General features: G+C 71.0%; 13 protein-coding genes. 5 read left to right on the forward strand and 8 right to left on the reverse strand.

Features of this window, described 5'->3' with window-relative positions:
- Positions 1 to 175: 175 nt before the first annotated feature.
- Both OG798_RS24815 and OG798_RS24820 read right to left on the reverse strand, forming a co-directional pair.
- Positions 176 to 2,131, reverse strand: a complete 1,956-nt coding sequence (locus OG798_RS24815; protein WP_328757697.1) for an MFS transporter — start codon at positions 2,129 to 2,131, stop codon at positions 176 to 178.
- A 306-nt stretch (positions 2,132 to 2,437) separates the two neighbouring features.
- Positions 2,438 to 5,185, reverse strand: coding sequence for a D-alanyl-D-alanine carboxypeptidase (locus OG798_RS24820; protein ID WP_328757698.1), 2,748 nt, complete (start codon positions 5,183 to 5,185; stop codon positions 2,438 to 2,440).
- 230 nt (positions 5,186 to 5,415) lie between these two features.
- Between OG798_RS24820 and OG798_RS24825 the strand changes: the two genes are divergently transcribed.
- The 3 genes from OG798_RS24825 (at position 5,416) to OG798_RS24835 (ending at position 7,889) form a co-directional block, all read left to right on the forward strand.
- Positions 5,416 to 6,171, forward strand: a complete 756-nt coding sequence (locus OG798_RS24825) for a GOLPH3/VPS74 family protein (RefSeq protein WP_054234374.1) — start codon at positions 5,416 to 5,418, stop codon at positions 6,169 to 6,171.
- Between the two features lie 402 nt (positions 6,172 to 6,573).
- A complete protein-coding gene (locus OG798_RS24830; protein ID WP_067372209.1) occupies positions 6,574 to 7,431 on the forward strand; it encodes a helix-turn-helix domain-containing protein in 858 nt (285 codons plus the stop codon).
- A 248-nt stretch (positions 7,432 to 7,679) separates the two neighbouring features.
- Entirely contained in the window at positions 7,680 to 7,889 is a 210-nt protein-coding gene (locus OG798_RS24835; RefSeq protein WP_054234376.1) for a DUF397 domain-containing protein, read from the forward strand.
- Positions 7,890 to 8,146: 257 nt separating this feature from the next.
- On the opposite strand, the gene OG798_RS24840 is transcribed toward OG798_RS24835, so the two are convergent.
- On the reverse strand, positions 8,147 to 8,986 hold the full coding sequence (locus OG798_RS24840) for a hypothetical protein (RefSeq protein ID WP_054234377.1): 840 nt from the start codon (positions 8,984 to 8,986) through the stop codon (positions 8,147 to 8,149).
- A 91-nt stretch (positions 8,987 to 9,077) separates the two neighbouring features.
- On the opposite strand from OG798_RS24840, the gene OG798_RS24845 reads away from it, so the two are divergent.
- Both OG798_RS24845 and OG798_RS24850 read left to right on the forward strand, forming a co-directional pair.
- A complete protein-coding gene (locus OG798_RS24845; protein ID WP_095854084.1) occupies positions 9,078 to 9,863 on the forward strand; it encodes an SDR family oxidoreductase in 786 nt (261 codons plus the stop codon).
- Between the two features lie 358 nt (positions 9,864 to 10,221).
- On the forward strand, positions 10,222 to 11,802 hold the full coding sequence (locus OG798_RS24850; protein ID WP_328757699.1) for a sodium:solute symporter family protein: 1,581 nt from the start codon (positions 10,222 to 10,224) through the stop codon (positions 11,800 to 11,802).
- Between the two features lie 189 nt (positions 11,803 to 11,991).
- Here OG798_RS24850 and OG798_RS24855 read toward each other — a convergent pair whose 3' ends face one another.
- The 5 genes from OG798_RS24855 to OG798_RS24875 all read right to left on the reverse strand — a co-directional run bounded on the left by OG798_RS24855 (position 11,992) and on the right by OG798_RS24875 (position 21,475).
- The gene (locus OG798_RS24855; protein WP_095854082.1) at positions 11,992 to 13,107 is read right to left on the reverse strand and encodes an ADP-ribosylglycohydrolase family protein; all 1,116 of its coding nucleotides are present in this window, start codon (positions 13,105 to 13,107) and stop codon (positions 11,992 to 11,994) included.
- Positions 13,108 to 13,227: 120 nt separating this feature from the next.
- A complete protein-coding gene (locus OG798_RS24860; RefSeq protein WP_328757700.1) occupies positions 13,228 to 15,864 on the reverse strand; it encodes a tetratricopeptide repeat protein in 2,637 nt (878 codons plus the stop codon).
- 145 nt (positions 15,865 to 16,009) lie between these two features.
- Positions 16,010 to 18,130, reverse strand: coding sequence for a LamG domain-containing protein (locus OG798_RS24865; RefSeq protein WP_328757701.1), 2,121 nt, complete (start codon positions 18,128 to 18,130; stop codon positions 16,010 to 16,012).
- 91 nt (positions 18,131 to 18,221) lie between these two features.
- Positions 18,222 to 18,797: a hypothetical protein gene (locus OG798_RS24870; protein WP_095854080.1), complete on the reverse strand. Its 576-nt coding sequence runs from the start codon at positions 18,795 to 18,797 to the stop codon at positions 18,222 to 18,224.
- Between the two features lie 92 nt (positions 18,798 to 18,889).
- Positions 18,890 to 21,475 (reverse strand): bifunctional FO biosynthesis protein CofGH, encoded by a 2,586-nt coding sequence (locus OG798_RS24875; RefSeq protein ID WP_267062145.1) that lies wholly within the window; start codon positions 21,473 to 21,475, stop codon positions 18,890 to 18,892.
- Between the last annotated feature and the right edge of the window lie 162 nt (positions 21,476 to 21,637).

Here is a 21,637-nt window from a genome sequence, read left to right on the forward strand (position 1 = left end):
CCCCCGCCGCCCCTACCCGTCCCATCCCTGGGGGCTGCGCCCCCAGACCCCCCATCGGCCTGAACGGCCTCGTCCTCAAACGCCGGACGGGCTGAAGGCCTTTAGGGGCGCGGGGAACTGCGCGACCAGCCCCCACCGGCCGTCAGCCGAAGAGCCTCCGGCGCATCCCGTCAGGTCAGCGCAGTTCCTCGGGGCACGGGGTTCCCCGGGGGAGTTGGTAGGGGGCCGCCAGGCGGTAGGTGCCGGGGGCGGGGGCCAGGAGTTCCGTCCACTTGTCGCCGGAGGCGTTCTCCGCGGTTTCCATGAGGCAGCCGTTGAGGTTGTCGTACGTCTTCGGCGTACCCTCCGCACGGTGCTTGGACTTCTGCGTCTCCTGCGGAGCCTTCACGCTCTTGCCCTCGGCGTCGACGAGCCCGAGCCACGGCGAGTACGGAATGCGGATGAGAACGCGGCCCGCCTTCTTCACCTCGATGGTCAGCTCGCCCTGCTCCGCCCGGTCGACGACGGCCGGCGGATCGGCCAGCGGCGTGGGATCCGTGACCGAGAAGAGCTGCCAGTTCGCGTCGCCCCAGATCTGGCGAAGGTAGGGCATGCCGCGCTGGACCAGCTGACGCTCGCGCTCGCCGCCGTCCCCGTCCGGTTCGCCCTTGGGCAGCACCACGTAGTGGACGGCCCAGCGCTGCAGCCACTCGTGGTAGTTCGCGGAGTTGAGGGTGTCGTCGTAGAAGAGCGGGTTGCGCTCCATGTCGGCCTGGCGGTTCCAGCCGCGGGCGAGGTTCACGTACGGCGCGAGCGCGGACGCCTCGCGGTGCGAGCGGGCGGGGACCACCTCCACGCGGCCCTTCTCGGCACCGACGACCTGGAGCTGGTTCACCAGCGGAGCGAGCTCGCGGGCCCAGGACGCCGCCGGTGTCGTATGGATGATGTCGTCGACCGACTTGAAGCCGATCCATCCGACGAATCCGGTGAAGGCGAGGACGGTCACGTACCACTTGCGTGACTTCGGCACGGTGAAGGGGAGCGCGGCGAGCAGCACGACGCCCTCGAGCAGCATCGCAAGGCGGGTGATGTTCGAGCCGATCTGCGAGCTGATCAGCCACACGAGGAGCACGGCGAGTCCGTACACCGCCGCCGTGATCCGGACCGTCTTCCACTCCTTGGGAACGAGCGCGAAGACCAGCCCGGCGGAGATCAGCGGCAGCGAGGCCGAGCCGAAGGACATCGGCTGGGTGCCGGAGAAGGGGAACAGCCAGGCCGAGACCGCGACGACGACGGTCGGCGCGATGCCGAGCGCGTACGCGCCGGGACGGCGCTTCTGGAGGAAGAGGGCGACCGCGACCAGGCCCACGAACAGTCCGGCCACCGGCGACGCGGCGGTCGCCAGCGCGGCGAGCGGCGCCGCGCACAGGGCCTTCGCCCAGCGCTTGTAGCGCCAGCGGTACGGCCAGCAGAAGACCACGGCGGCCGCGGCGAGCCCGAAGACCATGCCGAGGCCGTACGTCACCCGCCCCGAAATCGCGTTGCAGATGAGCGCGAACACACCCGCGAAGGCGGGGGTCAGCGGCTGCCGTATCGCACGGCTGCGGATGAGGATCATCGTCAGCAGGCCCGCCGAGATCGTCCCGGCGATCATCATCGTCGTACGGACGCCGAGGACCGACATCAGATACGGCGACACCACGCTGTACGACACCGGGTGCATACCGCCGTACCAGGCGAGGTTGTACGCCGAGTCCGGGTGCCGTCCGACGAACTCCGCCCACGCGTCCTGCGCCGCGAGGTCTCCGCCGCTGTTCGCGAAGGTGAAGAACCAGACGACGTGCAGGAGGCCCGCCACGACGGTGACGAAGGCGACGGGGTGGCGGCCGGCGAAGGCCTTGAGGCGGGTACGTCGGCCCTGCGTCTCGGACTCCGACGTCTCGCACTCCGACGTCTCGGACTCCGACGTCTTGGACTCCGGTGTCACGGGCTCCCGCGGCTCGTCGTCCGTCAGGCCGTCGTCAGCGGGGTCGTCGGTGGCGTGTGCGGGCAGCCGTATTCGCGAGCCCGGTCCGCGATCCGGCTCAGGACCCGGTCCAGGGCCAGGGCCAGGATCGGCGTCGTCGGCGTGTGTCGGCTCCGCTGTCGCCACTGCAAGGCTCCCGTGTCCCGTTTTCTCGTGTTCGGCCCGGGACCCGCGGCCCGCGACCTGCCCCGATCTCGCGACGCTAGCACGCGCCCCGCCGGGGAGCTCCCGGGCGGGGCGCCCCGACGGGGTGCGGTGCGTTCGTACCGCGCTCACGGCGAGCTCACGGCGCGTTCACATGGCGTTCGGGGCGCTTCCGGCGTACGGGGGATACGCCCCCTGCCGGAAGCGCGCCCCACTCGTACGCCCGTACCCGTACCCGTACGCCCGGACCCTCCTGCGTACGTCCGCTCGTCCCACTGTGTACGGCCGCTAGCTCACGCGAGTCAGCTTGGCGCCGAAGCCCGGCTCGGCGAGGTCCTTCTGGAGCTCGACGGGAACCTGCACGGCACTGCTGCTGCCGCCGTCACCCACGGTGAGCGAGCCCACCTTGGTGCCGGCCTTCGCGGAGTGCGGCAGCTCCGAGGAGACGAAGGACAGCTTGACCTTGAGTCCGGCCCAGCCGACCGCCGTGACGTCCTTGGTGATCACGACCGGCGTACGGCCGCCGAGCCCGTCGTCGACGTAACCGACGACATCGCCCTTCTTCAGGATCGTCGCGGACTTCAACGAGGCCTGCGCGGCGCGGATCAGCTTGTCACCCGCGGCCAGGGCGCCGCCGAGGATGGTGTTGTCACTGCCGCCGGGGCCCTGGCTGATCACCGCGCCGACGATGGTCCGCACCTCGCCGCCGATCTCCTTGGTCGCCGCGAAGACGAGGTTGCCGCCGGCCGCGGTGGTGGTGCCGGTCTTGATGCCGATGACGTTGTTCGAGCCGACGAGGTGGTTCCAGTTGCTGTGCTTGGTGCCCTTGTAGTCGGTGTACTCCATCATCCGGGCGACCTCGCGGAAGGAGGCGTCCTTCATCGCGGCCTTCGCCAGCTTCACCTGGTCCGCGGCCGTGCTCACGGTCGTCTTCTGGAGGCCGGACGGGTCGGTGTACGTCGTGTTCGTCATCCCGAGGTCCTTGGCGGCGGCGTTCATCTTGGCGACGAAGGCCGTCTCGGAACCGGCGTCCCAGCGGGCCAGCAGCCGGGCCACATTGTTCGCCGACGCGATCAGGACACCCTCCAGGGCCTCCTTCTGCGTGATGGTGTCGCCCGCGTGCACGTTCACCGTCGACTCGTCGCCGGCGTCCGACTGGTCCTGGGCCTTCTGGTCCACCTGGATCTTCGCGCCGTCGCCGGACTTGATCGGGTGGTCGCGCAGGATCAGGTACGCCGTCATCACCTTGGCGACGCTCGCGATCGGCGCCGCCTTCTGGGCGCCGGACGTGCCGAACGAACCGATGCCCTGGACGTCGAGCGCGCCCTGGCCGGAGGACGGCCACGGGATGGAGGCGTCGCCGCCGCCGAAGGTGTAGCTGGACTCGGCGGTGAGGTCGAGCGTGGGGGTCGGCAGCGGCCGGAGCGACTGTGCGACCGCAAAGACGACCGCGAGCAGCAGGACAAGCGGCGTCCAGATCTTCACCCGGCGCGCGAGTGTCCGCACCGGGGTCTGCGGGGGCGGCGGCGTGTTCGTCAGCTCGGCCAGCAGGTCCAGCGGCGGCTTCGGCGGCAACGGCTGCTGGGTGGTGCGCTCGGGGCCGACCTGCGGGAGGGCGGCGGTGGCGTCGGCGGGGGCCACCTTGGTGGGCGCGGAGGAGGCGGAGGGAACGGACGGGGTCGAGGTGGCCTTCGGCTTCACCCTCGACACGGGTTCGTCGAGGGGCTTGAGAGCCACGAATTTGCTGGTGCGCTCGGACGGGGTCTCGGACTTCGGCCGGTCCGTCTTGGGCTGGTCGGCCTTGGACTCGTCGGCCTTGGACTGCTCGGCCTTCGGCTGGTCGGCCTTCGACTCATCCGCGGGCTTGTCGGTGGCCGGCTTGGCACCGCCCAGCTTGAGCATGGTGGTGGGCTGGTCCACCGCCGGGCGCTTCGGCGCCTTGAAGATGGCGGTGGGCTGGTCGACGGGGGTCTCGGGCGCGTCATCGGCGTCCGGGGCGTCCTTCGCGGACGGCGCGTCGTCGGCGGACGTCGAACCGTCGGCGGGCGGCGTGCCCTTGGGGTCCTTCTGCGCCGCCGCGTCCTGGGAGCCCTTGGAGTCCTTGGAGTCCTTGGAGTCCTTGGAGTCCTCGACGTCCGAAGGGGCCTCGGGGCTCGCGGAATCTTCGGGACCTTCGGAGTCCTCGGAGGTCTCGGCGGTCTCGGAATCCTCGGAGGACTCAGAGGCCTTCTCCGAAATCTCAGACGTCTCGGACGCCTTCTCCGGAGAGTCCTTCGCCTCCGCCGGCTTCGCGTCCTCGGTCTCGGACTCGGTCTCGGGCGCCGTCTCGGACTCGGCGTCCGACGTGGACTCCGCATCCGTCTTCGGCTCGGCGTCGGCATCGGTGCCGGCGTCATCCGCCGCCGTGCCCTCGGCCTCAACTTCATCCTCGGACTCGGACTCGGACTTGGCGTCAGAGTCCGCGTCGGAGTCGGAGTCTGCATCAGCGGCGGCATCGATGTCAGCACCGGCGTCGACGTCGGACCTCGAAGCCGACTCCCCGTCAGCCTCGCCCTCAACCCCAGCCGCAGCCTCAACCTCGGCCCCAGCGTCGGTCTCCACCTCGGTCTCAGCCTCAGCCTCAGCCCCGGTCCCGGCCTCCGCCGCCGTACCGGCCTTCTCCGCGCCCTTGGAGGCCTTGTCAGGGCCCTCCGGGCCCTTGGAGGCTTCCGGAACCTCGGACTCCCCCTCAGGGGCCTCCTCGTCCGTCCCAGCGACCCAGGCGGCCACGGCTTCGCGCAGTCGCGCGTCCTCCGCGGGGCCCTTCCCTCCGGACCCGGCGGAACCTTCCGTCAACGCCCGCGTCGAGAACACCGCCGTCGCCTGATCCACCCTCACCGTGGCGGCCCGTTCGCGGGCCACCGCCAGACGGGGGTCGGCCGCCGCCGCGGCGGCCCGGTTCGGGCCCGGAACCGCGGCCGGGGTCCCCGGCGTCGCTTGTGCCGACGACGCCGACGACTCATGCTGCTTCGACCTGTCGGGGGACTCGCCCGCCACCGATGCCTCCTCCGTGCGCCACTCACCGGGCGCCCAACGAACCGTGAACCCTTGTCCCGCCGCCCGGACATCGCTGTCCGAACCATGTACCAGTGTCCTGTGTGCGGGCTTAACCCCTGCGGTAGACGAGAACGACATACCTGCTGGTTCCATCACGAACCGGTCAGGCACTCTCGACAGACCAATGTGAGAGGGGTCACCCTGTCATTCATCCACGCGGGGAGGCATGGATGGGCAGGAGCCGCAGAACTCTTCCGGAAGAGCTTCTGCTGCTGGCGTTGGACCCGACCACGGGTACCACTGCACAGCCGCAGTCGCTCGACCTCGGTCTGGCCGGAGCACAGCTAGTAGAGCTGGCGCTGGCCGGACGGATAGCCCCAGACGGGGATCGTATCGCCGTGGTGCAGCCACGGCCGACTGGAGATCCAACACTGGACTGTGCGTTGGAACTGCTTCGCCGACGCGGAGCACCCGTACGCGCGGTCAACTGGATTGGCGGACCCCGACTGGGGCTGCGCCAGACCTACCTCTCGCATCTGGAGAGGTGCGGCATGGTCCATGCCGTGGCCGGCCAGATGTGCGGGGTGCTTCCGACGACTCGCTACCAAGCGACGGACACGGAAATCAGCCGGGAGATCAAGTCCCGGTTGGACAGCGCGATCCGCACCGGCGTACCGCCGGACCCGCGGACCGCGGCGCTCGCCGCGCTGGCCCATGCGGTCGGACTCGGCAAGCACCTGTATCCGGGCAACGAGGGACGCTCGTCCCGCTCCCGGCTACGGGACCTGATCAGGCATGACCCCATGGGCGGCCTCGTGGCCCACGCGGTCATGGACGTTCAGAACGGCGTGGGTGCACAGCCACGCCGCAACCCGGCACCGGCAGGCCGTCCGGCCACCGCCGGCGTCAGGTCCGCACCGGAACCCGCCCGCGGTGTTCCGATGCAACCGCGCCACGGTTCCATGGCGCGCGCCGTGGTCCACTGAGCCGCAGTCCCACGGCGCCACCAGGCACCGTACGCACCACAGCACCACCACGCACCACAGCACCGCCACGCACCGCCTGCACGACCCCAGCGCCGCACCGCAGTCCCCAAGACCCGGTTCGGGAGCCGCTGGCTCGCGCGGGGCGGTGGGGCCGTACGTCCGGACGACGACACGGCCCCACCGCCCCGCGCGGCCGCATTTCGCGGGTGCCGCGCATATGCGGACGGTACGAGTGAAGGCGACGTACGCTTACGCGATCCGCGCGATATCCGTGCCAGACCTCCGAACTGTCGTGTACCCAGCGCATATCCGGTGTTTTCCAGCGGTAGAACGCACCTTGGTGGCAGTCTGCTCAACAGCAGATACGCAAAGTAGAGGCCCGCAGCCGGAGGTGCACGTCCCGTGGCGTCAAGTGTCAATCCCACCGTCCGGCGGCGCCGGCTGGGCCAGGAGCTGCGCCGGCTCCGCGAGCTCAAGGGCATGACGGCCGAAGAGGTCGCCGAGCGTCTGCTGGTCTCGCAGTCGAAGATCAGCCGGCTGGAGAACGGACGGCGCAGTATCAGCCAGCGTGACGTCCGCGATCTGTGCGGGGTCTACGAGGTCGAGGACCACCGGATCGTCGACTCCCTGATGCAGATGGCCAAGGACTCGCGCCAGCAGGGCTGGTGGCACTCCTTCGGGGACATCCCGTACAGCGTCTACATCGGACTGGAGACCGACGCCGCGTCACTTCGCGTCTACGATCCCCAGGTCGTCCCCGGTCTCCTGCAGACCCGGCCGTACGCGGAGGCTCTGATCGCGGGCGCGCTGCCGGAGACCGCTTCCGGCGACATCGACAAGCGCGTCCAGGTTCGGCTGCGCCGACAGGAACGTATCTCCGCCCCGGAGAACCCGCTCCGGCTGTGGACCGTCCTCGACGAGGCCGCCCTGCGCCGCGTCGTCGGCAACCGCTCCCTCATGCGCGACCAGCTGGAACACCTCGTCGAACAGTCCCAGCTCCCGCACGTCACCGTGCAGGTGATCCCCTTCGACATGGGCGCGCACCCGGGACTCAACGGGCAGTACGCAATCCTGGAGTTCCCCGACGCGGCGGACTCCAGCGTGGTCTACATCGAGGGCGTCACCAGCGACCTGTATCTGGAGAAGGCGAACGACGTCCAGAAATACAGTGTGATGTACGAGCATTTGCGGGCACAGGCCCTGAACGTGGAGCAGTCGCGGCAGTTCATCGCGGACATCGCCAAGGAGTACGCGCGCTGACGCGCACCCCTGAGAACGGGCCTCCGGCGGGAAAGTGCCACAGAGTACACCCTCACCACGCTTGGACGGAAGACTCCACTGGTATATGCCACCCGGTCGAGTGAACGACCCCTTCGCCCGCCGATGTTGGCGAGTAGCGTCGATCACGCCATCGAGCAACAACGTTGGCGCAAACCGCGCGGCGAGTTCCGTAGCGAACCCGCCGTGCGGTGACAGCAACTCTCAACAACTGGCTATCCGGAGCGAACATGGCAATCCAGCAAGGCGCCACGGACACGTGGACCAAGTCCTCCTACTCCACCGGCAACGGCGCATGTGTCGAGGTCAAGTCCCCGGTTCTCGCGGCGATGGCCGTACGGGACTCCAAGGTCCCCGCGGGCCCCACGCTGGCGTTCCCCGCGAACTCGTGGAACGCCTTCGTGGCCGAGGTCAGCCGAGGGGCTTTCGACCTCGCCTGATGCGTCGACGCTTGCATCCACCACCACAACTGCACCGACCAACCGCATATGCACCACCGAAATAGCCCTCTCGACTGGCCCGCCGTCCTGGCCGAGGGGGCTATCCCTTTTTTTGTGGCTCGGTTCGCCTCCGGGGCGCAGAAGCCTGTGTCGAGAGCGCGACCGTGCTCGACCCCTCCTTCGTCGGGGCCTCCGCGCGCTCGCGCTCTCGACACAGGCGCGCCCCTTCGGCTCACTCGCCGTAGGGCGCCGTCTGTTCAGCGCAAGGTGTCCACGTAGCGATCTGTTCCCGGCACCGTCGGAATGAAGGGGGCCACCAGCTCCACCTTCCCCAATCCCCCTTCCGCCACCGCTTCCTCCAGTCCGCCGAAGTGGTCCTCCCAGCACTCCCGCGGGTCCGTCTCCAGGAACCACAGGAGGGTCAGCCGGGTGTCGACGCCCTCGACCTGCTTCACATACGTCATACGGTCGCCGGGGAGTGGGGTGGGGCGGAAGACGGTCACCATCGCGGCTGGGGAGCCCGCCAGGCGCCGGGGAAGGTGGCGGGCGCGCAGCCACTCCAGCAGTTCGGCGCGCCGGTCGGCGGAGTCGGCGTCGACGACTTGGAGGACGAGGCCCGCGTAGGGGTGGTCCAGGGCGTGGAAGTCGCGGGGGCCGGCGGCGCCGTCGCGGTACACCGTGGCCGCGTGGTCCTGGAAGGCCGTGAAGACATGTGTCCGGTCCTGGTACACACGGCCGTCGCGATTCAGCCGCTTGTTGATGCCGACGGTCCACCTCATGTGGTCGTCGTAGCGGCCCTCGGTGACCCAGTACGTCGAGAGGTAGCAGCCGGCGGTGACCGGCTGGGCGACCGCCGACTTCTCGGGGTACCGCAGGAGTTGGAGATCGCGGGTGGCGACCCAGCGACGGCCCGCGTACATCCAGGGCATGGCCATCGCGCCGGCGTAGTAGTGATCGTCCTCGTACCAGCGGTTGTACGCGTACTCGTGGCCCGGGTGCGGCTCGACCATGGTGATCAGGGCGTGGCCCGGGTGGACGCCGTACGGGCCGAGGGCGGCCAGTTCCGCGTACACCTCGCTACGGGTCTCCTCCGACATGACGATCCCCTTCCTCGCTCTTCCTTCCTCCGTCGGACGCCCATACTCTGACGCTCCGTCAGACAATGCGCCAGAGTCGGGGAGGCCTCGGATGTCACTGCTCGCGGGGAAGACTGTCGTCGTCTCGGGGGTCGGGGCCGGGCTCGGCCATCAGGTCGCGGCGGCCGTCGTACGGGACGGGGGCAACGCGGTACTGGGGGCGCGTACGGAGGCCAATCTCGCCTCGTCCGCGGCCGAGCTCGACCCGGACGGCGCGCACACCGCGTACCGAGCTACGGACATCACGGACGAGAAGCAGTGCGAGGCGCTCGCGGAGCTCGCGACGGAGCGGTTCGGGCGGATCGACGCGGTGGTGCACGTGGCGGCCTGGGACAGCTACTTCGGCGGCCTGGAGGACGCGGATTTCACCACCTGGCAGTCGGTCATCGACGTGAATCTGCTGGGCACCCTGCGGATGACCCGGGCCTGCCTGCCCGCGCTGAAGGTGTGCGGCGGCTCGGTCGTCATCATCGGGACGCAGTCGTCGGTGGCCGCGCCGAGCCAGGTGCGCCAGGCGGCGTACGCGGCGTCCAAGGGCGCGCTGACGAGCGCGATGTACTCGCTGGCGAGGGAGCTGGGCCCCCATCGCGTCCGCGTGAACACCGTGCTGCCGGGGTGGATGTGGGGGCCGCCCGTCGAGGCGTACGTCCAGTTCACGGCGCACACCGAGGGCGTACCGGAGGCGGACGTCCTGCAGCGGCTCACCGAGCGGATGGCGCTGCCCGAACTGGCCACGGACGGGGACGTGGCGGACGCCGCGGTGTTCCTGGCGTCCGACCGGGCGCGGGCGATCACGGGGCAGTCGCTGCTCGTGAACGCCGGCGAACTCATGCGCTAGCGGGACCGATGGTGGATTCCGGTCGGCCGTCCCCTCCCAGCCGCGCGGGACCCGCATCCCGTACGCCTGATCGACTTGTCGGTGTGAACCTGTCTGTGTGGTCTGACGAAGTGCCCGCTCATGGTGTGGTCCACGTCACGAGCACGACAACAGCCCTACGAGTAAAGTGGAGGCAAAATCGTTCTGCTTTCTGATCTGTGTTCATATCTGTGACCGGGAAAGGTCTTGACCGCCCCCTCCGAACGGCGGTTCAATCCCCGAAGTCCCCGCTCCCGCACGGGGGCGCCGCCCATGTGCGTACTGGCGAAGTGCCGTCCGGTATCTGCAAGTTCACAAGGCGGACCCCTGGAGGGGGCACATGAACGGCTTCGACTGGGCCGTCCTGGTCGCGTACTTCGGTGTCATGACCGCGATCGGTGTCTGGTCCCACAAGCGTGTGGACGACGTCAGCGACTTCTTCACCGCGGGCGGCAAGATGCCCTGGTGGCTGTCCGGTATCTCGCACCACATGTCGGGCTACAGCGCGGTGATGTTCACCGGGTACGCCGGTATCGCGTACACGTACGGCATCACCTCGTACGTCACCTGGGCGCTGCCCATCGCCATCGGCGTGCTGCTCGGCGCGAAACTGTTCGCGCCCCGGCTCAACCGGCTCCGCTCCCGGCTGCACGTGGCCTCACCGCTCGAATACCTCAAGGACCGCTACAACGTGCCGACGCAGCAGGCGCTCGCCTGGTCGGGCATCCTGCTGAAGATCGTGGACGTCGGTGCGAAGTGGGCGGCGATCGCGACCCTGCTGAGCGTCTTCACCGGGGTCACGCTCACCCAGGGCATCCTCATCACCGGTGGCATCACGGCCGTGTACTGCACGATCGGCGGTCTGTGGGCGGACGCGCTGACGGAACTGGGTCAGTTCGTGATCCAGTTGCTGGCGGGGCTCTCGATGCTGATCATCGTGCTGAACAAGATCTCCGACCAGGGTGGCCTGTCCAAGGCTCTCGACTCGCCGAAGCTGCACGGTCACGCGAACGGATTCGCGGGCCCGTATCTGACGGTGTTCTTCATCGCGTACCTGTTCATCAAGCTGTTCGAGTACAACGGCGGGATGTGGAACCAGGCTCAGCGCTACATGGCGACGGGCAGCGCCAAGCAGGCCACGAAGTCGGCCTTCCTGTCCGCCGGGCTCTGGTTCGTGTGGCCGGTGATCCTGTTCATCCCGATGTGGCTGTCGCCGCTCCTCGTCACGGCGAAGAAGCCGGACGGCTCGGACGCGTACGGTCTGATGACCGAACAGCTCCTTCCCCACGGGCTGCTGGGTCTGGTCGTGGTCGGTTTCTTCTCGCACACGATGGCCATGTGCTCGTCGGACGCGAACGCGATCGCCGCGGTGTTCACCCGGGACGTGGCGCCGGTTCTCTCCAAGGCCGCGCGTGCCTGGGACACCCGGGCCGGCCTCATCGCGGGGCGGATCACGACCGTCGCCTTCCTCGGGTTCTCGATGGCGGTGGCGACGCAGGTCAACTCCCCCACCTTCAAGGACATCATCACGGTCGTCATCAAGTGGGTGGCGGGGCTCATGGGGCCGATCGCGATCCCGTTCATCCTGGGTCTGCTGCGACCGTTCCGTAAGTCCGGTCCGACGGCGGCGCTCACCAGTTGGGCCTGTGGTCTGCTCGCGTTCTTCTTCGTCAACTACAACCTGGACTTCTCCCAGCGCACCGATGTGAAGCTGGAGTACCAGGTCGCCGTTCCGATGGTCATCTCCCTCGTCCTGTACATCCTCATCGGCTTCCTGAAGCCCGAGGACACGCCGGAGCGGGACGCGATCATCGAGAAGATCAACACGGATGGAGACGGGGACGGGGCCGCTGCCGCGGCGGTCCCGGCTCCGGCGGAGGCCGTGGACGGGGCGGGCACCGCCAGCCCGTCCGGCGTCTGAGAACCCCCGGCGGCCGGCAGTCGTACGGCTGCCGGCCGCCGGTGCCTTGGGCGGGACCGTCGTTCGGCTGCGGGGCGGTGGGGGCTGGGCGCGCAGTTCCCCGCGCCCCTCGGGCGGGGCTTCGCCCCGCATCCCCCAGCCCCCGGCTTGGGGATGGGACGGGTAGGGGCGGCGGGGGCGAGGAACGTCTTAGGCCCGGGGGTAGCGGGCCAGCCAGCCCGGGGCTGAGCCGGCTGGGCCGTGGAGGGCCGGGCCCTGGGTCATCTCCATGGCGAAGTCGTCCGCGAGGGCCAGCATCGTGGGACGGCCCTCCAGCTCGGCCAGCCAGGCGGGCGGGAGGGCCGTCTCGCCGTGCAGGGCCCCGAGCAGCCCCCCGGTGAGGGCGCCGGCCGCCCCTGAGGGCCCACCCTGGTTCACCGCGAGGCACAGGCCGTGCCGGATGTCGTCGCCCACCAGCGCGCAGTACACGGCCACCGCGAGCAACCCCTCCGCCGTACCGTCCCCGGCGAGTTCCTCCACCCGCCCCGGCGTCGGCATCCCCTGCCGCACGGCCCCCAGCGCGTACTGGAGCGCGTCCGCGACGGGCTGCTGCCCCGGCCGCGCCGCGAGGATCGCGAGCGCCCGCTGCACGGCCCCGTCGAGGCTCTCGCCGCGGGCCAGCGCGTGCACGATGACGGCGTACGCGCCCGCCGCGAGGTACGCCGTGGGGTGCCCGTGCGTCTGCGCGGCGCACTCGACGGCTAGCTGCATCACGAGCTGCGGCTCCCAGCCGACGAGCAGCCCGAAGGGCGCCGAGCGGGCGGCGGCCTCGGGACCGAGCTCGCCGGGGTTCTTGGGCGCGTCCAGCGTGCCCATGATGTCGTCGCCGAAGCCGATCAGGCAGGCGCGGGCCGGGTCCCGGCGGGCGTACAGCCACTCCTCGCGGGCCAGCCAGCCGTCGTCCTTGCGGCGCTCGTCGGGGCCCCAGTCGCTCTGTGTGGCCGCCCAGCGGCGGTACGCCCGGTGGAGGTCGGTGGGCGGATGCCAGGCGCCGGTGTCACGGCGCACCTGGGCGCGTATCAGACCGTCGAGGGAGAAGAGGGTCAGCTGGGTGAGGTGGGTGACGGAGCCACGCCGGCCGTGCCCGAAGGCGAGGTCGACCAGCCCCTCCGCACCGTGGGCCTCCCGGATCCCCTCCAGGGTGAGCCCGTCGACCGGCGCCCCGAGGGCGTCCCCGACGGCCGCGCCCAGCAGGGTCCCCCGTACCCGGCTACGGAAGTCCTGCTGCTCCGCACGGCCCCAGACGGCACCGGCTGTCGCACCCACCGAGACCTCCCCAGGCACTGTCCGTACGTCCGACAGCTCAGCACTGTAATCGACCGGGAACGGTCCGTTCAGGGCCCGGAACGGTATGCGAACTGTGACCCGAGTGAACCAAGTGCTCGCTTATGAACGGCGTTCGGCCGTGTTTTCCGCGGCGATCCACTCCCCGAGCGGGGCCAGCCGGGCCCGCTCGGTGTCGGAACTCAGTTCGAGGGCTCGGTCCAGGTCAGCGCGTGCCTCCTCGAACCGCCCGAGCCCGAGCAGGGCCCGCACGCGGCAGACGAGGATCGGTGCCTCGTCGGGGCGCAGGGCGCGCGCCCGGTCGAGGTCGGCCAGGGCGCGGTCGTGGGATGCGCGTTCGAGGTGGAGCTCGGCACGTCGGCGCAGTGCCCAGGGGTAGTCCGGTTGGAGGGCGAGGGCCCGGTCGAGGTCGGCGAGCGCCTCCTCGGGGCGGCCCAGCGCCCCGCGGCAGACGCCTCGGCTCGCGTACGCCGAGGCGTAGCCGTCGTCGAGGGCGAGGGCCCGGTCGTAGTCGGCGAGGGCCTGCTCCGGGCGGCCCGCGGCGCGCAGGGCGTCTCCGCGTTCGCACAGGCCCCAGATCCCGTCGGGGTACAGGCGGACCGCCTCGTCGAGGTCGGCCAGTTGACGCCCGTGCTCGCCGCGGGTGCGCCACACGCGGGCCCGGCGGATCAGCGCCCAGGGGTACTCCGGTTTGAGTTCCAGCGCGTGGTTCAGGTCCGCGAGGGCTTCGTCCGGTTGCCCCAGCAGCTGGCGGACGGCTCCCCGGGAGGCCCAGGCGAAGTGGTGGGAGGGGTCGAGCGCGATCCCGCGGTCCAGGTCTTCGAGCGCCCTGTCGTAGTGGCCGAGGATGCGGTGGTACTCGCCGCGTACGGAGACGGTCGGGGCGTGGTCCGGTTCGAGGGCGTCGGCCCGGTCCAGATCGGCGAGGCCCGCCTCGTGGTCGCCGAGGCCGCCGTGGCTGAAGCCCCTGCCGCGGTACGCCCGTGCCAGTTCCGGATCGAGCGCGAGGGCCCGGTCGAACTCCGCGAGCGCGGGAGCGTACGCGCCGGCGTGCCGCAGGGCCCGTCCCCGGGCCACCCGGGCCCGGGCCTGCCAGCGCTCCTCGAACCCGGTCCGGTTCAGCAGCAGCCCCAGCGCGGCGGCCACTCCGCCGCCCGCGAGCGCCGCCAGCAGGTCGCGCCCCCAGGTCCGTACGAGCTCGGTGTCCGCGTCCTCGCCCGCCTCCGCCAGGACCCGTGCCCAGCGTTCGGCGAAGACGCCGCCGTCGACGCTGTCGCAGGCGTCCACGAAGTCCCGCAGCACCAGGGGCAGCGCGGTGCGGGCGTTCGCGCACAGCCGGTGGTACGACTCCGCGAGCCGTAGCTCACGCCAGCCGCCGTCCGCCCACACCTCGGCCGCGTCCAGACCGGCTTCGGCCTCCGTGCGCCAGCGCCCGAACGTCTCCGCGAGCCGGGTGTGCCGCCCCGCCCAGCCGCGCGGGGAGCGCAGCCGCTGCAGGCGCAGCATCGGGGCCCGTACGACGTCGTGGTACTGGATCCGGTGTCCGCGGTCGGTGACGAAGGGGAGGCTTCGGAGCCAGCCGAAGAGGGCGTCGGCCTCGGTCTCCGGGCAGTCCACGGCGGCACGGAAGACGTCCGCGTCGAGTCGGCGGGGCAGGGCGCAGGCGAGGGCGGCGGCGCGGCGGACGGGGTCCCGTTCCCATTTGAGGAAGCGTTCGACGGCCGTGGCGCTCGGGTCGCCGATGTCGTCCGGGGCGCCGGGCCGGGACTCGGCGAGGGTGGAGACGAGGACGGGCAGTCCGCCGGTCAGCCGCAGCACTTCCTCGACGACGGGTTCGGCCACGACTCCCCTGTCGGCGAGCAGGCCGCGTGTCTCGGCCGCCGTGAAGGGCGCCAGCAGCACGTCCGCCACGAAGTCGGCGAGGCCGCCCCAGCGGGCGGTGTCGAGGGGGCGCTGCCCCGCCGTCACGACCACGACGTTCGCGGGCAGGGCGCCGTGCCGGTCGGTCGTCATCACATCGTGCAGCCAGCCGTCGAGGAGGGGCGCGGTCCGCTCGTAGGTGTCGAAGATCAGGACGAGCCAGGGGGCTTCGGCGGCGACCCCGGCCAGCTCGTCGAGCAGCACGGGGGTGAGCACCCGCTCGGGCGACAGGACGAGCTGCGCGTCCTCCCGGCTGCCCAGGCGTGCCCCGATTCCGGCCCTCAACCGGTCGGCCCCGTGGGCCAGTTGGGCCGGGTCGACGGCACCGGCGAAGGCGCCGACGCCGGGTACGAGACCGAGCCCGACCAGACTCGCCCGGGCGGCGGTCAGGCTCGCGGCCGACGGTGCCGACGGCTGGAGTTCGGATGTCTGTGTTGCCGCCGCCGCTGCCGCCGACTCGGCCTCGTGGCTCCGCTCCCGGTGGGTGGCCAGCAGACGGTCGAGGTCCTTGAACCGGTGCCCCTGCCGGGCGAACCGCGCGCTGATCGCCGCCATCGCCTCGGGCAGGCTGCCGACGCCGTCGTCGACGTACGCCGTCAGCGCCCCACAGGCCCGGGCGATCTGCTCCAACTCCCGTACGAGAAAGGTCTTTCCGACGCCCGCGTTGCCGTGGACGTGGAAGAGGAAGCGATGTCGCTCGTCCTCCGGCGGCAGATCGAAATTCTGCCGGAACGCGGCGCGTTCGGCACCGCGGCCGACGAAGCCGCGACGTCTGCGGTCCCTGATCAGGTCCTGCATGGACGGCCGCGTCCGCGCCATCCGCCCACCTCCTCGCCGCTCCCGACCGGGTCCGGCTCCCAGTCTGGCCCAACTTGCCCTGAACCATCAGGGAGTCGACCTCGGTTGTCCCCGCCGTCGTGCATGCCGGCGGGGACGATCGGTCAGGTGCGGCGCACGGTCGGGCTCAGCACAGGCAAGGGTCGGTGCCGTGGCCCAGCCCGATGATGTCTCTGTCCCTCAGCGCCCCCGCGTACGCCTGTACCTCGTCGACGTCGCCGTGCAGGTACTCGCCCCAGCCGTCCGCCGTGTGCCCCCGGCCCACCTGCAACGGGCCAAAGCTGTGCAGGCCGTTCGGGAAGGCCGCGGTGGCCGCCGCGTTGGTGTAACCGTCCAAGTAGAGCTTGATCGTGTCGGTGGCGTCGTCGTAGACGACGGCGAGCCGGTGGCCCTGGCCCTCGCCGCCGTCGGCCGCCTCGATCTGCGAGACCACGGTCTCGGCCGCACCTTCCTCGTCCGCGACCGGCATGACCAGCTGCCACGCGTGCTGCGACGGCTCGTAGCGCACCTTGAAGGTGTCCGTGTGCTCACCGGCCTGCGACAGCACGGTCATCGGGTGGGCGGGCTCGGAGTCCGCCAGCCGTACGACGGCGCCGATGGTGAAGCTGTCCCCGGTGTCCACGACCGGCTGCTGGGTGGCCGCGTAGGCCGTCTCACCGTCCAGCTGGAGGTGACCGTCACCGACCAGGGCGTAGGGCACGTCGGGGCAGTCCGGGTCGAGGTCCGGGATGCAGGAGCCGTCGGGGCCGCGGTGGATCGTCGCGCCCGAGCCGAGCTTCAGCGGAGCGCCGCCGCCCTGTTCGGGGCTGACACCGTCCGACGCCGTCTCCAGGGACCAGTGTCCGAGCAACCGCGGTGTGCGGTAGCCGAGTTCAGCGGCCTCGGTCGGTACCACGACCCGGTCGTAGGCGCGGACGTCGCCGATGTCGCCCTGCCAGGCCGACACCCCGGGGCCCTGGCCGATGCGGAAGGCGTCGGTGGTCGCCGCGGGCGTGACCCGTGTCTTCGTACCGGTCTCGTGGCCGTTGACGTACAGCTGCGCCAGTCCGGTCTCGGCGTCGTACAGGCCCAGGACATGGGCCCACTCGCCGGTCTCCGGTACGCCGCCCGAGATCTCCTGGCCGCCGACCGTGAACGACCAGACGGGGTGCGCGTCCCCGGCGCGCAGTCCGAGTGCGAGGCCGCTGGAGCCGTTCGCGCCCTGGCTCGCGACCGCCATGTCGCGGTCGGTGCGCTCGGGGCGCACCCAGGCGCCGACCGCGAAGGTCCCGCCCGTGTTGACGGCCGGTGCGTCGGGGGTGAGGAACGCCTGGTCACCGCCGTCGAGGTGGGCCGTGGTGGTGAGGCCGGTGCCCTCCGGCGCGGCTCCCGCGAAGGTCACTCCGGAGCCGGCGCGAGCGTCGGTTCCCGTCTCGGCGACCGCACTCGTGGCGCCGGCCGCGTCGGCGAGCTTCCACTGGGCGGCAGGGGCGTGACCCTCCTTCACGTTGAAGTCGTACGTCGACTGGCCGCTGCTGCGTCCGGCGCGGTCGATCGCGTGGACCGTCAGTATCTGGACGCCCCGACGGAGCGGCAGGTAGGGGATGGTCACGGCACCGCCGGGCTGTTCCGCCCGGACTGTTCCGTAGGGGCCGCCGATGAAACCGTACGTGTAGGCCACCACGTCGTCGGAGGGCGAGTCCATGGTGAAGTGGCCGTACAAGCCCACCCCGTCCACCCAGAACACGTCCTCCGGCCGCGGGTATTCGGGGGAGGTGATCGTCGCCTTCTCCGGGTTCACGGCGTCGTACACGAACGCGCAGAGCGAGCCGCTGTCGCCCTCGGAGCTCCAAGGAGAGGTGGCCTTGCCGTCGTTGGCACGAACCCGCCACGAGACGACGGTGTCCGACGGGATGTCCGAGGGCAGTTGCACACTGAACGGGCTGCCCGACGCCTTCGCGGTGGTCGTGTACGTCCTGTGCTGCTCGGCGCCCGCGGTGTCCGTCCATCCGGCCTCGAACTCACCGCTGACCTGGGTGCCGTCAGGGTCGGACAGCACCGCGCTCAGCTTCGGCGACTGCGCGACGTACGCCGTGTCGTCACCCGTCGCACACGGCTCGGTCCCGGTCCGCAGATCCTGCACGAGCGGCTGCCTCGGCGGCAGGTTGCCCGCGGCGTACGACGTGCCGGACGCGCCCGCCACGACGGCCGCGACACAACACCCCACCGCCAGCCGTCTTCCTCCAACTACCCATTTCTCGTAGGCCATTTGATCCTCCCCTGTGATCCCCGAGCCCGTGGATCACACGGGCCGCTGGAGGCTAACAGGGGCAACTGGCAACGCCGTAGCGAGTTTTGAGCTACTTCACCACGGAGACCTTCGTACCCTTGGTGCCGAATGCCCAGACCGCGTCCCCGTCCGCGCTGTGCATACGGATCCCGCCGGTCTTCACGCCCGCCGCGGGCTGTGGCGAGGAGCCGTCCTGGGCGTTGGAGAAGGCGATGTTCACGCCGGACGCGACGGTGAAGTAGACGATGTTCTCGACCTTCGTGCCGTCCGTTCCCGTGGTGGAGGGGACGGTGGTCGACACCGCGTACCGGCCCGGCGCCGGGCTCACCGTGCCCGGCCACACCGCGAAGGTGCGGCGGACGGCCTCGCCGGTGTCGACGAGCCACACGCGTCGCTGGGCGAGCGAGTAGACGATCCGCCGTCCCGTGCCCGAGGCGTCGGGCACGGCGACCGGCTCGGCCTTCTTGGACGAGGCGGAGGGCCGCGGGCTCGCCGACGCGGACGGCTTCGCCCCGGCGGCGTGGGCGGCGGTCGGGTGCGCCCCCTGGTCGGCCTGCGCGGCGAGGGCGGTGACGCCCACGATCGCCGCCGTGGTCAGTCCGGTGACCCAGATCCAGGAGGGAAGCCGTCGGGCAGGCACGGACACGCAACTCCTCGGATTCACCGGGCTTCGGGCCCTCCACCGAGGGTCGGATCATCGTACTCCGACACGCCCGGGGCCACCGCACGCTTCGGCCGTCACTCCAGAACCGGCAGCAGCTCCGGCAGGTGCCCGTCCGACACCTCCGCCGCCCGCTGCCGCTCCTCGGAGACCTCCCCGTACAGGGTCGTCCGCGGCCTCGCCGGACGCCCGGCCGCCTCCGCGACGGCGATGAGGTCCTTGACGGACTTGTACGAGCCGTACGAGGAGCCCGCCATCCGGGAGATGGTCTCCTCCATCAGCGTGCCGCCGAGGTCGTTGGCGCCGGAGCGGAGCATCTCCGCCGCGCCCTCGGCGCCCAGCTTCACCCAGCTGGTCTGGATGTTCGGGATGTGCGGGTGGAGCAGGAGGCGGGCCATGGCCACCACCGCGCGGTTGTCGCGGGTGGTCGGGCCCGGGCGGGAGATGCCCGCCAGGTACACCGGCGCGTTGGTGTGGATGAACGGGAGCGTCACGAACTCGGTGAAGCCGCCGGTCTGCTGCTGGATGCGAGAGAGCGTGCGGAAGTGGCCGAGCCAGTGTCGGGGCTGGTCCACATGCCCGTACATCATCGTGGACGAGGAGCGGATGCCGAGTTCGTGCGCGGTCGTGACGACGTCGATCCAGGTCGCCGCGGGCAGCTTGCCCTTCGTCAGGACCCAGCGGACCTCGTCGTCGAGGATCTCCGCCGCCGTGCCGGGGATGGTGTCGAGGCCCGCCTCCTTCGCGGCGGTCAGCCACTCACGGATGGACATCCCCGTACGCGTCGCGCCGTTGACGACCTCCATCGGGGAGAAGGCGTGCACGTGCATGCCAGGGACGCGCTCCTTCACCGCCTTCGCGATGTCGAAGTACGCCGTACCCGGCAGGTCCGGGTGGATGCCGCCCTGCATGCAGACCTCGACGGCCCCGAGCTCCCAGGCCTGCTGGGCGCGGTCGGCCACCTGGTCCAGCGACAGCGTGTACGCGTCGGCGTCCGTGCGGCGCTGGGCGAAGGCGCAGAAACGGCAGCCGGTGTAGCAGACGTTGGTGAAGTTGATGTTCCGGGTGACGATGTACGTGACGTCGTCGCCGACGGCGGACCTGCGCACGTCGTCCGCGATCCGGCAGAGGGCGTCGAGCGCCGGACCGTCCGCGTGCAGCAGCGCGAGCGCCTCGTCGTCGGTGAGCTTCGTCGGGTCGTCGGCGGCGGTCGCGAGGGCCGCCCTGACGTCGGTGTCGATGCGGGAGGGCAGCATCCCGGGCGCCGCCGCCTCCCGCAGCGCCTCCCAGTCGCCGTACACGAGGTCGAAGTCGTCCCGGCGGTCGCCGGTGCGTCCCTCCGTGTCGATGGTGCGGTGCAGATCGGTGCGCCCCGACGCCGTGAACGCCTCCTCCGGCTCCTGCCATGGGTGTCCCTCGACGACGGCGTCCTCGCGGGCGAGCCCCGTCTCCGGGTCGGCCAGCGCCCGTACGTGCGGCAGCAGCCGCGGGTCGAGCCAGGGCTCCCCGCGCTGCACGAACTCGGGGTACACACACAGCCGCTCGCGCAGTTCGAAGCCGACGGCGCGCGACTGCTCGGCCAGCTGCTCGATCTGCGGCCAGGGCCGCTCGGGGTTGACGTGGTCGATGGTGAGCGGCGAGACCCCGCCCCAGTCGTCGATGCCCGCGCCGATCAGCCGCCCGTACTCGGAGTCGACGAGGTTCGGCGGGGCCTGGAGGCAGGCGGCCGGTCCCATGATGTGCCGGGCGACGGCCACCGTGGCGACCAGTTCGTCCAGTTCGGCGTCCGGCATCCCGCGCATCGCCGTGTCCGGCTTGGCGCGGAAGTTCTGGATGATCAGTTCCTGGATGCCGTGGTACGAGCGGGACACGCGCCGCAGCGCGAACAGCGACTCGGCGCGCTCCTCGTACGTCTCCCCGATCCCGATCAGCAGCCCGCTGGTGAAGGGAACGGACGACCGCCCCGCGTCCTCCAGGACCCGCAGCCGTACGGCGGGCTCCTTGTCCGGAGAGCCGTGGTGCGGACCGCCGGGCTCGCTCCACAGCCGCGTCGCCGTCGTCTCCAGCATCATGCCCATGCTCGGCGCGACGGGCTTGAGCCGCTGGAAGTCGGTCCAGGACATCACCCCCGGGTTGAGGTGGGGCAGCAGTCCCGTCTCCTCCAGGATCCGGATGGAGATGGCACGGACGTACGCGATCGTGTCGTCGTACCCGTGCGCGTCCAGCCACTCCCGGGCCTCGGGCCAGCGCTCCTCGGGCTTGTCGCCGAGCGTGATGAGGGCTTCCTTGCAGCCGAGTTCCGCGCCGCGCCGGGCGACGTCGAGGACCTCGTCCGGCGACATGAACATCCCGTGCCCGGCGCGGCGCAGCTTGCCCGGCACGGTGACGAAGGTGCAGTAGTGGCACTTGTCGCGGCAGAGGCGGGTGAGGGGGATGAAGACGCTCTTGGAGTACGTGATCACGCCGGGGCGGCCGGCCGCCTCCAGCCCCGCGTCCCGCACCCGGGCGGCGGACGAGGCGAGGTCATCGAGGGCCTCGCCGCGCGCCTGGAGCAGCACCGCGGCCTCGGTCACGTCGAGGGCGACGCCGTCACGGGCGCGTTTGAGGGCGCGACGCATGGAGTTCTCGGTCGGGCCGGTTCCGGAGGTCGCGGTGGTCGTCATCCTTCGAGCATACGATCGCGGTGATCAGGCGTTACAGGGCGTGGCCGTATTCCTCCGGGGCCGCAGATCGTTACAGGGTGCCACTGGCGCCCCGCGCGGGCCGGGCCCCGGCAGGCGCGCCGCCTCCCCGAAAGCTGGCGATTTCCTTCTCTTGCCCCGCAG

This window comes from Streptomyces sp. NBC_00271 (assembly GCF_036178845.1).
GTDB lineage: Bacteria > Actinomycetota > Actinomycetes > Streptomycetales > Streptomycetaceae > Streptomyces.

Coding starts and splice junctions, on each gene's coding strand:
- OG798_RS24825 (WP_054234374.1), top strand. CDS start 5,416: ATGGGCAGGAGCCGCAGAACTCTTCCGGAAGAGCTTCTGCTGCTGGCG.
- OG798_RS24835 (WP_054234376.1), top strand. CDS start 7,680: ATGGCAATCCAGCAAGGCGCCACGGACACGTGGACCAAGTCCTCCTAC.
- OG798_RS24840 (WP_054234377.1), bottom strand. CDS start 8,986: ATGTCGGAGGAGACCCGTAGCGAGGTGTACGCGGAACTGGCCGCCCTC.
- OG798_RS24845 (WP_095854084.1), top strand. CDS start 9,078: ATGTCACTGCTCGCGGGGAAGACTGTCGTCGTCTCGGGGGTCGGGGCC.
- OG798_RS24850 (WP_328757699.1), top strand. CDS start 10,222: ATGAACGGCTTCGACTGGGCCGTCCTGGTCGCGTACTTCGGTGTCATG.
- OG798_RS24860 (WP_328757700.1), bottom strand. CDS start 15,864: ATGGCGCGGACGCGGCCGTCCATGCAGGACCTGATCAGGGACCGCAGA.
- OG798_RS24865 (WP_328757701.1), bottom strand. CDS start 18,130: ATGGCCTACGAGAAATGGGTAGTTGGAGGAAGACGGCTGGCGGTGGGG.
- OG798_RS24875 (WP_267062145.1), bottom strand. CDS start 21,475: ATGACGACCACCGCGACCTCCGGAACCGGCCCGACCGAGAACTCCATG.